This is a genomic window from Pseudomonas sp. 11/12A, from assembly GCF_000800055.1.
Classification (GTDB): domain Bacteria; phylum Pseudomonadota; class Gammaproteobacteria; order Pseudomonadales; family Pseudomonadaceae; genus Aquipseudomonas; species Aquipseudomonas mohnii.
Genome location: NZ_JUGV01000001.1, coordinates 4,254,921 through 4,270,296, shown reverse-complemented (window position 1 = coordinate 4,270,296; position 15,376 = coordinate 4,254,921). Strand labels below are relative to the sequence as shown.

13 protein-coding genes are annotated in these 15,376 nt (G+C 59.3%); 10 read left to right on the top strand and 3 right to left on the bottom strand.

What is annotated here, in order from left to right; translation table 11 throughout:
• The first annotated feature begins 38 nt into the window (after nucleotides 1-38).
• From rplS to GQ39_RS19590, 7 genes are all read left to right on the top strand, one after another.
• Nucleotides 39-389 carry a 50S ribosomal protein L19 gene (rplS, locus tag GQ39_RS19620; RefSeq protein ID WP_003175895.1) on the top strand — a complete coding sequence of 117 codons (351 nt, stop codon included), beginning with the start codon at nucleotides 39-41 and terminating at the stop codon, nucleotides 387-389.
• A gap of 345 nt (nucleotides 390-734) precedes the next feature.
• Nucleotides 735-1,631: a site-specific tyrosine recombinase XerD gene (xerD, locus tag GQ39_RS19615; protein ID WP_047532738.1), complete on the top strand. Its 897-nt coding sequence runs from the start codon at nucleotides 735-737 to the stop codon at nucleotides 1,629-1,631.
• 248 nt (nucleotides 1,632-1,879) lie between these two features.
• The gene (gene dsbC / locus GQ39_RS19610) at nucleotides 1,880-2,611 is read left to right on the top strand and encodes a bifunctional protein-disulfide isomerase/oxidoreductase DsbC (RefSeq protein WP_047532736.1); all 732 of its coding nucleotides are present in this window, start codon (nucleotides 1,880-1,882) and stop codon (nucleotides 2,609-2,611) included.
• 134 nt (nucleotides 2,612-2,745) lie between these two features.
• Nucleotides 2,746-4,050, top strand: a complete 1,305-nt coding sequence (locus GQ39_RS19605) for a homoserine dehydrogenase (RefSeq protein ID WP_047539052.1) — start codon at nucleotides 2,746-2,748, stop codon at nucleotides 4,048-4,050.
• Between the two features lie 105 nt (nucleotides 4,051-4,155).
• Nucleotides 4,156-5,565 (top strand): threonine synthase, encoded by a 1,410-nt coding sequence (gene thrC, locus GQ39_RS19600; protein WP_047532735.1) that lies wholly within the window; start codon nucleotides 4,156-4,158, stop codon nucleotides 5,563-5,565.
• 121 nt (nucleotides 5,566-5,686) lie between these two features.
• Entirely contained in the window at nucleotides 5,687-7,027 is a 1,341-nt protein-coding gene (locus GQ39_RS19595; protein WP_047532732.1) for a transporter substrate-binding domain-containing protein, read from the top strand.
• Between the two features lie 160 nt (nucleotides 7,028-7,187).
• A complete protein-coding gene (locus GQ39_RS19590) occupies nucleotides 7,188-7,475 on the top strand; it encodes a DUF3509 domain-containing protein (protein WP_047532730.1) in 288 nt (95 codons plus the stop codon).
• 171 nt (nucleotides 7,476-7,646) lie between these two features.
• Here GQ39_RS19590 and GQ39_RS19585 read toward each other — a convergent pair whose 3' ends face one another.
• Nucleotides 7,647-8,618: a TIGR02285 family protein gene (locus GQ39_RS19585; RefSeq protein WP_047532728.1), complete on the bottom strand. Its 972-nt coding sequence runs from the start codon at nucleotides 8,616-8,618 to the stop codon at nucleotides 7,647-7,649.
• A complete protein-coding gene (locus GQ39_RS19580; RefSeq protein WP_047532726.1) occupies nucleotides 8,572-9,771 on the bottom strand; it encodes a CaiB/BaiF CoA transferase family protein in 1,200 nt (399 codons plus the stop codon). The genes GQ39_RS19585 and GQ39_RS19580 overlap by 47 nt, the downstream gene beginning before the upstream one ends.
• 148 nt (nucleotides 9,772-9,919) lie before the next feature.
• Here GQ39_RS19580 and GQ39_RS19575 point away from each other — a divergent pair, with 148 nt between their 5' ends.
• The 3 genes from GQ39_RS19575 to GQ39_RS19565 all read left to right on the top strand — a co-directional run bounded on the left by GQ39_RS19575 (nucleotide 9,920) and on the right by GQ39_RS19565 (nucleotide 13,590).
• Nucleotides 9,920-10,462, top strand: coding sequence for a YaeQ family protein (locus GQ39_RS19575; RefSeq protein WP_047532723.1), 543 nt, complete (start codon nucleotides 9,920-9,922; stop codon nucleotides 10,460-10,462).
• Nucleotides 10,463-10,528: 66 nt separating this feature from the next.
• A complete protein-coding gene (gene recJ, locus GQ39_RS19570) occupies nucleotides 10,529-12,238 on the top strand; it encodes a single-stranded-DNA-specific exonuclease RecJ (protein ID WP_047532721.1) in 1,710 nt (569 codons plus the stop codon).
• Between the two features lie 242 nt (nucleotides 12,239-12,480).
• Nucleotides 12,481-13,590, top strand: a complete 1,110-nt coding sequence (locus GQ39_RS19565) for an NADH:flavin oxidoreductase/NADH oxidase (RefSeq protein ID WP_047532719.1) — start codon at nucleotides 12,481-12,483, stop codon at nucleotides 13,588-13,590.
• A 128-nt stretch (nucleotides 13,591-13,718) separates the two neighbouring features.
• On the opposite strand, the gene glpD is transcribed toward GQ39_RS19565, so the two are convergent.
• On the bottom strand, nucleotides 13,719-15,257 hold the full coding sequence (glpD, locus tag GQ39_RS19560) for a glycerol-3-phosphate dehydrogenase (RefSeq protein ID WP_047532716.1): 1,539 nt from the start codon (nucleotides 15,255-15,257) through the stop codon (nucleotides 13,719-13,721).
• Nucleotides 15,258-15,376: the final 119 nt, after the last annotated feature.

Here is a 15,376-nt window from a genome sequence, read left to right as displayed (position 1 = left end):
TCGATGGTAGATCCGACGATTTACCTTAGGAGCACAGCATGACTAACAAAATCATCCTTGCACTCGAAGCAGAGCAGATGACCAAAGAGATCCCTACCTTTGCCCCGGGCGACACCATTGTCGTTCAGGTGAAAGTGAAGGAAGGCGACCGTTCGCGTCTGCAAGCGTTCGAAGGCGTTGTTATCGCCAAGCGTAACCGCGGCGTAAACAGTGCATTCACCGTTCGTAAAATCTCCAACGGTGTTGGCGTAGAGCGTACTTTCCAGACCTACAGCCCGCAAATCGACAGCATGGCCGTTAAGCGTCGCGGTGACGTACGTAAAGCCAAGCTGTACTACCTGCGTGACCTGTCCGGTAAAGCAGCTCGCATCAAGGAAAAACTGGCTTAAGTCCAGCTTCCGATGCAGAAAAAAAGCAGCCTACGGGCTGCTTTTTTGTTGCCTGTGATTTAGCGACGCTTGAGCAAATCCCCGTGCTGTCGAGCCTGCCCTGCCTCGGGCTGAATCAACGTCAGCAGAGTCCATTCGACTGTCCGGTTGCAACAGAACCTTGCGCGATGCGCGCGCAGGCGCAGTGGTGCAAAACGGGACCGGCCAGAATGCCAACACAATCTGCTGCCCACTCATTCAAGCTCCCTGTTTCGTGCAGTGGCTGGCTATGAAAGACTAGCGACCGTTTCTACCGTCCTCCTGAATTTTTACGCGCCGTTTCAAGGCCGTGTGTTTTGAGTGCCCATGCCTGCCATCGAACATCCATTGATTGACCAGTTCCTCGACGCACTATGGTTGGAGAAGGGGCTTTCCGATAACACCCGCGATGCCTATCGCAGTGATCTGGCCCTGTTCAACGGCTGGTTGCAGGAAAAGGGGCTGGAGTTGGTCAGCGCCGGACGCGAGTTGATCCTCGATCATTTGGCCTGGCGTGTGGAGCAAAACTACAAACCCCGTTCAACCGCACGATTTCTCTCCGGAGTGCGTGGCTTCTATCGCTATTTGCTGCGGGAAAAGCTGATCGCTGTTGACCCGACACTCCGCATCGATATGCCGCAGCTCGGCAGGCCGCTGCCCAAATCCTTGTCGGAGGCCGATGTAGAAGCACTGTTGAAGGCGCCTGATTTGAGCGAAGCCATCGGACAGCGCGACCGCGCCATGCTGGAAGTGCTTTATGCCTGCGGCCTTCGGGTAACGGAACTGATCAGCCTGACGCTGGAGCAGGTCAATCTGCGCCAGGGCGTCTTGCGAGTGATGGGCAAAGGCAGCAAGGAGCGACTGGTACCGATGGGAGAGGAGGCGATTGTCTGGGTCGAGCGCTACATGCGCGATGGGCGTGGCGAGCTGCTTGGCGGGCGTCCCAGCGATGTCTTGTTCCCCAGTCAGCGCGGCGAGCAGATGACCCGCCAGACGTTCTGGCATCGGATCAAGCATCAGGCGAAAGTCGCGGGAATCGGCAAGTCGCTGTCGCCGCACACATTGCGACATGCTTTCGCCACGCACTTGCTCAACCACGGTGCCGACCTTCGGGTGGTGCAGATGCTGCTGGGGCACAGCGATTTGTCGACCACCCAGATCTATACCCATGTTGCCCGGGCGCGGTTGCAGGACTTGCACGCCAAGCACCACCCTAGAGGCTAATGAAAGTCCTGTGGGAGCGAGCTGGCTCGCGATGAGGCCTGAACTCCAACATTAATGGCGCCTGACTGACCGCTATCGCGAGCCAGCTCGCTCCCACATAAAGCAGTCGTCAAAGCCTTGCATCACCGGGAGTCGGACACCGTTGCCTTATGTGGTAGGCTTTGTCGGTTTGCACGATGGGCGGTTATGACCCGGTGTTTCGGCACGGGCGTTCTGATCGTCCCATTTGTCCGCCTTCAGGAGTTCTCATGCGTCTGACCCAGATTTTCGCTGCCGCCGCCATTGCGTTGGTCAGCACCTTTGCCGTCGCCGATGACGCGGCCGACAAAGCCATCCGTAAAAGCCTGGAAAACCTCCAGCTCGAAGTGCCGGTAGAAAGCATCACCGCCAGCCCGCTGCCGGGCCTGTACGAAGTCAAATTGAAGGGCAGCCGCGTGCTGTATGCCAGTGCCGATGGCCAGTACGTGGTTCAGGGCTACCTGTTCCAGCTCAAGGATGGCAAACCGGTCAACCTGACCGAGAAGACCGAGCGCCTGGGCATCTCCAAGTTGATTAATGAGATTCCGGTCGCTGAAACCGTGGTTTACCCGGCCATTGGCGAAACCAAGTCGCACATCACCGTGTTCACCGACACGACCTGCCCGTACTGTCACAAACTGCACGCAGAAGTGCCTGAGCTGAACAAGCGCGGCATCGAGGTGCGTTATGTTGCGTTCCCGCGCCAGGGCCTGGGCTCGCCGGGTGACGAACAGTTGCAAGCGGTTTGGTGCTCGAAAGACAAGAAAGCGGCCATGGACAAGATGGTCGACGGCAAGGAAATCAAGGCCGCCAAGTGCGATAACCCGGTTTCCAAACAGTTCGCCCTCGGCCAGTCGATTGGTGTGAACGGCACGCCGGCCATCGTTTTGGCCGACGGTCAGGTCATTCCGGGCTACCAGCCTGCGCCACAAGTCGCCAAACTGGCGTTGGGCGCGAAGTAAATTCGCATCGTCACGGTCAGCCATTGACGATCATGGTCCGGCAGCAGCATTGGCCGGGCCATCAATAGAGAGCCGCGAGCATGCGGTTGTTTTCACGGCCGGCCTTGAGTCGGCCGTTTTATGGGGAGTTCACAGTGAAACCGGTCAAAGTAGGCATCTGTGGGTTAGGAACCGTCGGTGGCGGTACCTTCAACGTACTTCAGCGCAACGCCGAGGAAATTGCTCGTCGTGCCGGGCGTGGAATCGAAGTGGCACAAATTGCCATGCGCACGCCAAAGCCTCAGTTCCAAACGACCGGTATTGCGATTACCAACGATGTCTTCGAAGTGGCCACGAACCCTGAGATCGACATCGTTATAGAGCTGATGGGCGGCTACACCGTTGCCCGTGAGCTGGTACTCAAGGCCATCGAGAATGGCAAGCATGTGGTCACCGCGAACAAGGCGCTTATCGCCGTTCACGGTAACGAAATTTTCGCCAAGGCTCGCGAAAAGGGCGTGATCGTTGCGTTCGAAGCGGCCGTGGCGGGTGGCATCCCGGTGATCAAGGCGATTCGCGAAGGCCTGTCGGCCAACCGTATCAACTGGGTGGCCGGGATCATCAACGGCACCGGTAACTTTATCCTGACCGAGATGCGCGAAAAGGGTCGCACCTTCGAAGACGTGCTGGCCGAGGCGCAAGCTCTGGGTTATGCCGAAGCGGATCCGACCTTCGACGTTGAAGGCATCGACGCGGCGCACAAGCTGACGATCCTGGCGTCCATCGCCTTCGGTATCCCGCTGCAATTCGACAAGGCCTACACCGAAGGCATCACCAAGCTGACCACCGCTGACGTGAACTATGCCGAAGCGCTGGGCTATCGCATCAAGCACCTGGGCGTGGCGCGCAGCACCGCGGCCGGTATTGAGCTGCGCGTACACCCGACGCTGATCCCGGCCGATCGGTTGATCGCCAACGTCAACGGCGTGATGAACGCGGTCATGGTCAACGGTGATGCTGCCGGCTCGACCCTGTTCTACGGTGCCGGCGCCGGCATGGAACCGACGGCTTCGTCGGTCATTGCCGACCTGGTGGATGTCGTTCGCGCCATGACTTCCGATCCGGAAAACCGCGTGCCGCACCTGGCCTTCCAGCCGGATTCGCTGTCGGCGCACCCGATCCTGCCGATCGAAGCCTGCGAAAGCGCCTACTACCTGCGCATTCAGGCCAAGGACCATCCGGGCGTGCTGGCGCAAGTCGCGAGCATCCTGTCGGAACGCGGTATCAACATCGAATCGATCATGCAGAAGGAAGTCGAAGAACACGACGGCCTGGTGCCGATGATCCTGCTGACCCACCGTGTGCTGGAGCAGCACATCAACGACGCGATCACCGCCCTGGAAGCCTTGGCTGGCGTTGTGGGTCCTGTCGTACGGATCCGCGTCGAACATCTGAACTAACAGCAGCTGCAAGCCACAAGCCGCAAGCTGCAAGCAAGAGCCAATCCGCTTTTGACTTGCAGCTCGAAGCTTGAAGCTGAAGCTCCAAACCAAAGGTTTGCCCTTATGCGCTACATCAGTACCCGCGGCCAGGCACCGGCCCTGAATTTCGAAGACGTCCTGCTGGCCGGTCTGGCCACCGATGGCGGTCTGTACGTCCCGGAAAACCTGCCACGTTTCACCCAGGAAGAGATCGCTTCCTGGGCCGGCCTGCCCTATCACGAGCTGGCGTTCCGGGTCATGCGCCCGTTCGTCACCGGCAGCATTCCGGACGCCGATTTCAAAAAGATTCTTGAAGAGACCTACGGCGTATTTGCCCACAGCGCCGTTGCACCGCTGCGTCAGTTGAATGGCAATGAGTGGGTGCTGGAGCTGTTCCACGGCCCTACCCTGGCGTTCAAGGACTTCGCCCTGCAACTGCTCGGCCGCCTGCTCGACTACGTGCTGGAAAAGCGTGGCGAGCGCGTGGTGATCGTCGGTGCGACTTCCGGTGATACCGGTTCGGCCGCCATCGAAGGCTGCAAGCACTGCGAAAACGTCGATATCTTCATCCTGCACCCGCACAATCGCGTATCGGAAGTGCAGCGTCGGCAGATGACCACCATCTTCGGCGAGAACATCCACAACATCGCGATCGAAGGCAACTTCGATGACTGCCAGGAAATGGTCAAGGCGAGCTTCGCCGACCAGGGCTTCCTCAAGGGCACTCGCCTGGTGGCCGTGAACTCGATCAACTGGGCGCGGATCATGGCCCAGATCGTTTACTACTTCTACGCGGCGCTTCAATTGGGTGGCCCGGCGCGTTCGGTGTCGTTCTCGGTCCCGACCGGCAACTTCGGCGACATTTTTGCCGGCTACCTGGCGCGCAACATGGGCCTGCCGATCAACCAGTTGATCGTCGCCACCAACCGCAACGACATCCTGCACCGCTTCATGAGCGGCAATCAGTACGTCAAGGAAACCCTGCACGCCACCCTGTCGCCTTCCATGGACATCATGGTGTCCTCGAACTTCGAGCGACTGCTGTTCGACCTGCACGGTCGCAACGGCGCGGCGATCGCCGGGTTGATGGACAGCTTCAAGCAAGGTGGCGGTTTCAGCGTCGAGCAGGAGCGCTGGACCGAAGCACGCAAACTGTTCGATTCGCTGGCAGTGGATGATGCACAAACCTGCGAAACCATCGCCGAAGTCTATGAGCAGACCGGTGAAGTGCTGGATCCGCACACCGCCATCGGCGTGAAGGCCGCGCGGGAATGCCGTCGTAGCCTGGATATTCCAATGGTGATCCTGGGCACCGCCCACCCGGTCAAATTCCCGGACGCCGTGGAAAAAGCCGGTGTAGGAAAAGCACTCGAACTCCCCGCACATCTTTCTGATTTGTTTGAGCGAGATGAGCGGTGCACCGTGTTGCCGAATGACTTGAAAGCCGTACAGGCCTTTGTCAGTCAGCATGGCAACCGTGGCAAGCCTTTGTAACGGCAAAAGCTGTCACAAATTGAAGCCCGTCTCCTGACGGGCTTTCTTGTTTCTGCATGCCACACTTGCCGGGAAGAGTCGCCCATGAAGGACGGGCGAGCTGATCATCAAGGAAGTGGCAATGCTGTTTTTCAGAAGGTCAAGGTCAGTCCCATGCTGGCTGTTGTTGCTCGGCGCCCTGGTTTTCTCCCAATGGGGGCTGGCCTCACATTCGGTGGCTCCTGAGCCCGTGAAGACGATCAGGCTGGACGCTCAAGAGCTGAAATGGATTACCGAGCATCCGCGCGTCATCGTCGCATCACTGGAGTACCCGCTGTACCTGTTCAAGGATGAGCATGGCCATTGGAGTGGCTTGAACAGGGATTTGCTTGATCGCATCAGTGCCATGACCGGTTTGCAGTTTGTTCATGCCGAGTCCTTTTCGATCGATCAGATGCTGGGAAGTCTGGAGAGGGGGGCTGCGGACATGAGCACCACGCTCTCGATGAATGATGAGCGCAAAGCGTTTCTGGACTTCAGCTATGCGTTTGGTGGTGCTGGCTGGGTGTTCGTCGGTCGGGCCGGGGAGCCACCAGTGCAATCGCTGCACCAGTTGGCAAAAAGAGTGTTGGTGTTGCCGACCCGCCACGCCCTGGAGGCATTGATTCGGCGCGAATATCCAGCCATTGAGCTGCGCTCTGTCAAGACCAGCGCCGAGGCCCGCGCCTGGGTCGAAAGCGGGCTGGCCCATGCAACTATCGAAAACGAGATCGGCGCTCAGCTTTTTCCCTCGGGATTGCTTCAGGCGGGCCATATCGTCGAGGGCAAGTGGGACCCGGACTACCTGGCAGTGCGTCAAGGTCAGCCGCAGTTGCTGAGCATCCTCAACAAGGCGCTTGAGGCGTTTCCTCCCGCCGAATTACGTGCCATTCGCCAGAAATGGTTCAATGGGATAACACCAACGCCAGTACGCACCGTCGGTCAACGGATTGCCGAGTGGGGCTGCTGGGGAGTCGTTATCGCCGGCCTCTTCGGGCTGCTGTCCTTACTCTGGAATCGCCGGTTGGCAGCGTTGGTCCAGCAACGGGCACAGGCTGAGAAAAGCCTCAGTGATCAGCTCGCGTTCCAGCACGCGTTGATTGACGCCATGCCTGATCCGATTTTCGTCCGGGATCTGCAAGGGCGTTTGATCATGTGCAATAAAAGCTATGAGGAGAGGTTGTCGACCCGTTTCGATCAAATGCAGGGCCGCCAACTGATTGAACTCGATGTGTTGCCCAAAGCGACCGCTGAACTGCTGCATACCGAGTTCATGGCTCAACTGGCGACTCGCAAGTCGCACTTCAGTGAGCGGCAATTGCTGTTCATGAATGGCCTCAGGGACATCTATCAATGGACGGTGCCGTTTTACAGTTCGGACGGCCAACTGCGAGGTTTGCTCGGGGGCTGGACTGATATCGACCAGCGCATCCGACGGGCGTGATGCGCTTGTTTTTTCTCTGTCATCTTTGGCATGCATGCTCTATCGACGGGAGGCGCAGCGTCCCGCCAACCGGTTTTCAGAACTTTCTTCTCGGGCCAGCGGTCATTTACTGTAGAGATGCCCCAGGCACTTTGTTTCGGACTATTGAGTGGTGATCGAGATGGAAAGTATCAGTCTCTTGCTCGGTGAGGCTCTGAGCCCGTACCAGGTGACACTGACCCCGTCGGGTATTCATGGTGAATGCCGGGTGTCATTGACGAATACGATGGGGGCGGTTGTGGTCGAACGCGAGTTCAACCAGGCCCAATTGAGTGATAGGCGTCTGCTCACGGATGTGGTCGACGGTTTGCATCGCGATGTGCTGATTGCGGAAGGACGGCTGGAGCCCTGTGTCATTGCGGCATTGCGCCATGCAGCTCAAGACAAGTTGCTGGCCCGCCGGAATTGAAAGTGTTTTTTGTGGGAACCTTCCTGCGCCCGGATCAGTCAGATCTTTTAACAGCAGGATCAAGCATTGTGCTCCGGTGCTTGTAGCTTGCTGCCACTGGTCTATAGGTAGGCCACGTTTAACCCCGAGTCGTCTCCCCACTTCTCGGGGTTTCTTTTTGCCGGGTGGTTTTCAGTGCCCGGCCTGCTGCTCAAAAAATACCTTGGACGCCTGCAGATACTCGCTGCGACTTTCCGGGTCGAGCCAGGCGGCGTAGGCCTCGCTCAGGTCATCGCGAGGCAGGTTATGCAGTAGTTGATTGATCTCGATGATCGCCTGTCGGCCTTGGGGCGTGTCGGTACAGCCGATGTAGCCGGACAGGTACTTGCCGGTGCCGCGAATCGGATAGAACTGCAATTCATCCTCGTCGATCCCTTGTCGCTGAGCCTGGTAGCGAATCTCCGGTCGGTAGCCCAGCAACAGGTGCAGGCGCCCCAGGCGTTGCATCTGAAGCAGGCTACCCAGCGCGTCATTACCGTAGTGCAGTGTCAGTGCTTGAGGGGGGGCTTGTTTGAGCAGTGCATCGATAAACTCGCCGTAGTTGCGTTCGGCAATAATCCCCAGCGTTACGCTGCCCTTGGCCAGCAGGGCCGCCAGATCCACCTCTCCATCCTTGATGAAAGGCGTCAACACCTCCCGATCGCCACGGCGCACGGCCAAGCCATTGCTCATGGCGCGGAAGACCGGAACGGAAAACGCGATCCAGTTATCGCGCTCCTTGCTCCAATTCAGCGCTGCATCGCACGTGAGCGCCGATTCACGGAGCATTTGCAGTCCGCGGGCACGATTGACTTTCTTTACGCTGTGCTGGTACTGGGGCATGCCGGCGATTAGCTGCCGCAACAGCTGATCGATGACTCCCTGATTCTTGTCCGGTCCTTCGAAAATAAACAGTGGCGGTAGGTCCCGCTTCAGCCAGACCAGGGATTCCCCGGCTTGTGCCAGCATCGGCAACAAGGTCAGTCCGCTGATCAGCCACATGCTCACCAACGCAAACAACACCCGCCTGTTGAGTGGCAGGCAGTGCTTGATTGACCGCGCCAGCAGACGCTTCAGCTCAGATGGCTCCGTCTTTGCGCAGTTGTGCGATCTGCGACGCGTCATAGCCAAGTTCCTGGAGTACCTGTGCGTTATGCTCACCCAGTTGCGGCCCGACCCATTCACATTCACCGGGTGTCTCTGAGAGTTTCGGCACAATCCCCGGCATCTTGAAGCCTTTGCCATCAGGAAGTTTGGCCTGCAGGAACATTTCCCGCGCAAGGTATTGCGGGTCGCTGAACATGTCTTCGGCGCTGAAGATGCGGCTGGCCGGCACATCGGCCTGTTTCAAGCGCTCAATGACTGTGTCCAGCGGCAACGAGTTGACCCAGCGATCAATCACCCCGTAGATCTCGTCGCGGCGGCTGTCGCGTCCGTCGTTGCTGGCCAGGGCCGGGTCATTGGCCAAGTCTTCGCGACCGATGATCATCATGAAGCGTTTGAAGATCGCATCGCCATTGGCGCCGATCTGCACATGTTTGCCGTCGGCGCTGGTGTGGATCGAGGAGGGGGTAATACCGGGCATGATGTTGCCGGTGCGTTCGCGAATAAAGCCGAAAACATCAAATTCCGGGACCATGCTTTCCATCATGGCGAAAATCGCTTCATACAGCGCCACATCCACCACTTGCCCCTGGCCGCCATTGACCTCGCGGTGACGCAGGGCCATCAGCGCGCCGATCACGCCCCAGAGCGCGGCGATCGAATCACCGATGGAGATCCCGGTACGCACCGGTGGCCGGTCTTCGAACCCGGTGATGTAACGCAGGCCCCCCATGGATTCGCCCACCGCTCCAAACCCCGGCTGATCCTTCATCGGGCCGGTCTGGCCAAAGCCCGAGAGTCGCACCATGACCAGTTTCGGGTTCAGCGCGTGCAAGACGTCCCAGCCCAGCCCCAGTTTTTCCAGCACGCCGGGGCGGAAGTTTTCGATCAGGATGTCCGCTTCACTGAGCAGCTTTTTCAGAATCGCCAGGCCATCCGGATGCTTGAGGTTCAGCGTCAGGGATTTTTTGTTGCGCGCCTGAACGAACCACCACAGCGAAGTCCCTTCGTACAACTTGCGCCACTTGCGCAGCGGATCGCCACCGTCCGGGGACTCGATCTTGACCACGTCGGCACCGAATTCAGCGCAGATGCGCGAGGCAAACGGACCGGCAATCAGAGTGCCCAATTCGATGACTTTCAGACCTGAGAGCGGTTTGGCGGTGAGCGGCATACTAAATCCTGTAGGACAAAAGACTGAGCGAATACAGACTTTTAACATAGCCGACTGTCAGGCGCTCAAGGTAGATCGCCTTCTATTCGTTGATTGCCTGCCGCATCGGTTAGACTTGCCGACTTTCCTCGTATCAAGAAGCCCGTTCATGGCCCAGCCGTCCACGACTTACAAGTTTGAACTGAACCTCACCGACCTTGACCGCAGCGTTTACGAGAGCGTCAAGCAGACCATCGCCCGTCACCCTTCGGAAACCGAAGAGCGTATGACCGTGCGCCTGCTGGCCTATGCCCTCTGGTACAACGAGCAGCTGTCCTTTGGCCGTGGTCTTTCAGAAGTGGATGAACCGGCCTTGTGGGAAAAAAGCCTGGATGACCGTGTCCTGCACTGGATCGAAGTCGGCCAACCGGATGCCGAGCGCCTGACCTGGTGCTCGCGTCGTACCGAACGCACCAGCCTGCTGGCCTACGGCAGCCTGCGCGTCTGGGAAGGCAAGGTGATCCCGGCGATCAAAAACCTGAAAAACGTCAACATCGCCGCAGTGCCCCAGGAAGTGCTGGAAACCCTGGCCAAGGACATGCCTCGCGTTATCAAGTGGGACGTGATGATCAGTGAAGGGACGATTTTCGTCACTGACGACCGTGGTCAGCATGAAGTCCAGTTGCAGTGGCTGGCCGGCGAACGCGGCTGATCGTTCGCCGCTGGACCGCGTCATGCGCCTTTATCCCACGTACTGAAGAGAAGCTCCTGTCACCCCATGCGCATTGAATCTCGCCTGTTGCCCGACCCCTTGCCATTGCTGGGTGATATTCCACCTCTGCTGACCCGACTCTACGCCGCGCGGGGCGTGCAATCCGCAGTCGAACTGGACAAGAGTCTGGCGCGGCTGATTCCGTTCCAGCAGCTCAAGGGCATTGATGCTGCCGTGGACCTGCTGGTGACCGCGCTCGAACAGCGGCAACGGATTCTGATCGTCGGCGATTTCGACGCCGATGGCGCGACGGCCAGTACCGTGGGCACGCTGGGCCTGCGTTTGCTGGGCGCGGCCCATGTCGATTACCTGGTGCCCAACCGTTTTGACTACGGTTACGGCCTGACGCCGGAGATCGTTGCCGTGGCGCTGGAGCGTCAGCCACAGCTGTTGATCACCGTGGACAATGGCATCTCCAGCGTCGAAGGCGTGGCGGCGGCGAAAAAGGCCGGCCTCAAGGTGCTGGTCACCGACCACCACTTGCCCGGTGATGAATTGCCCCAGGCCGATGCCATCGTCAATCCGAACCAGCCAGGTTGTGAGTTCCCGAGCAAGGCGCTGGCCGGCGTTGGTGTGATTTTCTATGTGCTGATGGCCTTGCGCGCGCGCTTGCGCAGCCTGGGCTGGTACGAGAACAAGCCACAGCCGAACATCGGCGAATTGCTCGACCTCGTGGCGTTGGGCAGCGTGGCTGACGTGGTGCCGCTGGATGCCAACAACCGGATTCTGGTGCACCAGGGCCTCGAGCGGATTCGCGCCGGACGTGCGCGGCCGGGCATCAAGGCGATTCTCGAAGTGGCCAAGCGTGAGCCGGCGCGCATCACCTCCACCGATCTGGGATTCATTGTCGGCCCGCGCCTGAACGCAGCGGGGCGCCTGGATGACATGAGCCTGGGCATCGAATGCCTGCTGACCGAAGATGCGGCGCTGGCCCGCGAGATGGCCGCTCAGCTGGACGGCATGAACCAGGACCGCAAATCCATCGAGCAGGGCATGCAGCGTGAAGCGCTGGCCCAGCTCAAGGATTTGCCGGTGGATTCCATGCCGTTTGGTCTGTGTCTGTTCGATCCCGAGTGGCATCAGGGGGTCATCGGCATCCTCGCATCGCGCATGAAGGAGCGCTATTTCCGTCCGACCATTGCCTTTGCCGATGCGGGAGACGGTCTGCTCAAGGGCTCGGGGCGTTCGGTCCAGGGCTTCCATATCCGCGATGCCCTGAGCGTGGTGGCGGCGCAGCATCCGGACCTGATCAGCAAATATGGTGGCCATGCCATGGCCGCCGGTCTGACGCTGCCGGAAGCGAATTTTCCGCTGTTCGCCGAAGCCTTTGACGCCGAGGTACGCAGGCAATTGCGCGAAGAAGACCTGACCGGGCGTCTGCTGTCGGACGGCACCCTGGCGGTCGAGGAGTTTCACCTGGAACTGGCCCGCGCGCTGCGCCATGCCGGTCCCTGGGGGCAGCACTTTCCGGAGCCGCTGTTTCATGGGGTTTTCCAGTTGGTCGAGCAGCGCGTCGTCGGCGAACGGCACCTCAAAGTGGTACTGAGGAGCGAATGTGGCTCGGTGAAACTGGATGGCATTGCCTTTGGTATCGACCGCGATATCTGGCCGAATCCGACCATCAAGTGGGTGGAGCTGGCCTACAAGCTCGACGTCAACGAGTTCCGCGGCAACGAGACCGTTCAACTGATGATTGCCCACATCGAACCGCGATAGCTTTTGTGGCGAGGGAGCAAGCTCCCTCGCTACATGGACTGTGCTGTGTGCGGATTGTCTGTTTCATTCCTGAACCTCCCCCATCCCCCATTGTCGACTAGGCTCTAAGCACTGCTTGATAATCCTTGTGACGTCTTGTCGAATTTTTTGCCCGCGGGGGCGGGTGCTGCACTTGTTTCCTGTCACTCGTCGACTTTTCAAACAGAACCCTGGAGCCTGACCACTGATTCGAGAGGTGCCCCATGAGTCTGCTGCTTGAACCCTATACCCTTCGTCAACTGACCCTGCTCAACCGCATTGCGGTATCACCGATGTGCCAGTATTCCAGTGTGGATGGCCTGGCCAATGACTGGCACTTGGTCCACCTCGGCAGCCGCGCCATCGGCGGGGCCGGACTGATATTCACCGAAGCCACGGCGGTCACGGCCGACGGGCGCATCACCGCGCAAGACCTTGGTTTGTGGAACGATGAGCAAATCGAGCCGCTGCAACGCATCACCCGCTTCATTGCTGCCCAAGGCGCCGTTGCGGGTATCCAGTTGGCGCACGCAGGGCGAAAGGCCAGCACCTATCGGCCGTGGCTGGGCAAGCATGGCAGCGTCAAGATCGAAGAGGGCGGCTGGCTTCCGGTCGGCCCGTCACCGATCGCGTTCGACCCCCAGCACACTCAGCCCAGGCAGCTTGATGACGGCGAAATCGCCAACGTCATTCAGGCCTTCGTCGATTCGGCCAAGCGCGCGCTGATCGCCGGTTTCAAAGTGGTCGAGGTGCATGCGGCCCATGGTTATCTGTTGCACCAGTTTCTTTCGCCTTTGAGTAATCAACGGCGCGATCAGTACGGCGGCTCATTCGAAAATCGCATCCGCCTGGTGCTGCAAGTCACCGAAGCGGTGCGCGCGGTGTGGCCCGAAGAGTTGCCGCTGTTTGTCCGGGTTTCGGCCACTGACTGGGTGGAAGACGGCTGGAATCCCGATGAAACCGTCGAGCTGGCGCGGCGGCTCAAGGCGCTGGGTGTGGACCTGATCGATGTTTCGTCCGGCGGCACGGCGGCGAATGCGGAAATTCCCACTGGGCCTGGTTATCAGACCCGCTTCGCCGAGCGGGTTCGCAAGGAATCGGAAATCGCGACTGGCACCGTAGGAATGATCACCGAGCCGGCTCAGGCCGAACACATTCTGCGCACCTGTCAGGCGGATATCATTTTCCTGGCCCGCGAGTTGTTGCGTGATCCTTACTGGCCGCTGCACGCGGATGACGATCTCGGCGGACGCAAAGCCATCTGGCCGGCGCAATACCAGCGGGCGACGCACCGTGATCAGCCCATCCATGAATCAGATTTGCGGGATATATGAGACAGCGCCTCTTGTAGGAGCGAGCCTGCTCGCGATGGACGTCAACGATAACGCGCTCTGCCGGATACCCCGCGTTGCCCTGGCGTTTTTCGCGAGCATGCTCGCTCCTACAGTATCAAGCGGTGCAATCAGGCTGCTTCGATCTTGCTGCGGTGCTGCTCGACCTTGTTCAGGTAATCCTTGAGCTTGTCCTGTTCCGCGGCCGTGGTGAACAACCCGAGCTTGCTGCGGCGCCACAGGATGTCGTGTGCGGTGGTGGCCCACTCTTCACTGCACAGGTAATCGACTTCGCGGGTGTAGAGGCCGCCACCGATGTGTTCGCCCATGTCGTTGAGGTTCTGTACGCCTTCGAGCAGGCGCCAGGTACGGCTGCCGTAGGTGGTCGCCCAGCGGCGCGAAATTTCTGTCGGGACCCAGTCGAACTTGTCGCGAATCAACGCGCTCAGCGCTTGCGGGGTGGTCATGTCTTCGCCGCCCGGCAAGGTCGCGTTGGCGGTCCAGCTCGGCTTCATCTGCGCAAAGTGCGGCGCCAGTAGCGCCAGCGCCGATTCGGCCAGTTTGCGGTAGGTGGTCAGCTTGCCACCGAATACCGACAACAACGGTGCTTCTTCGCCACTGCCCGACAACGCCAGGGTGTAATCGCGGGTGACGGCCGACGGGTTGTCGGATTCGTCGTTGCACAGCGGACGCACGCCGGAATAGCTGTGCAGGATGTCATCGCGGCTGATTTGCTTTTTGAAGTGAGCATTGACCACTTTGAGCAGGTAATCGGTTTCGCCTTCAGTGATCGCCACCTTTGCCGGATCACCCGTGTATTCGCGGTCGGTGGTGCCGATCAGGGTGAAATGGTTCAGGTAAGGAATGGTGAACACGATGCGCTGATCTTCGTTTTGCAGAATGTGCGCGTGCTCGCCTTCGTACAGCTTCGGCACGATCAGGTGGCTGCCCTGGATCAGGCGGATGCCGTAGGGCGATTCCATCTTCAGGTCGTCGCGGATGAACTTGGCGACCCATGGGCCAGCGGCATTCACCAGCGCCTTGGCACGGATCGAAAACAGACTGCCATCGGCGCGCTCCAGATGCAGGTGCCACAGGCCTTTGGTGCGACGAGCGCTGACGCAACGGGTCTGGGTATGGACATGGGCACCTTGCTCCCGGGCGGCCATGGCATTGAGCACCACCAGCCGGGCATCGTCGACCCAGCAGTCGGAGTATTCGAAGCCCTTGGTGATTTCACTTTTCAGTGCGCTATTGGGACCGAACTTCAGGCTTTTCGAACCGGCGAGTTTTTCCCGTTTGCCAAGATGGTCGTACAGGAACAGGCCGGCACGAATCATCCAGGCGGGTCGCAGGTGCGGGCGATGCGGCAGCACGAAGCGCATTGGCTTGACGATGTGCGGAGCCTTGGCCAGCAGCACCTCGCGCTCGGCCAGGGCTTCGCGCACCAGACGGAATTCGTAGTGTTCGAGATAACGCAGGCCGCCATGGATCAGCTTGCTGCTGGCCGACGAGGTATGGCTGGCCAAATCATCCTTTTCGCAAAGGAACACCGACAGACCGCGACCGGCGGCATCCGCTGCGATCCCCACGCCATTGATCCCGCCACCAATGACGGCAATATCGTAGACCTCGGCAAGAGGGGGCGTGGGCAAGATAGAAGTGGGCATCGGCTCGGGCCTCGGGATTCTTTGATGTTCTGTATTTGAAATCGAACATAAATGTTCATTTGCGAAAATACTAGCCCATAAAGACGCACGCAGCCAGTCAGATTTGATTGAAAAAACTC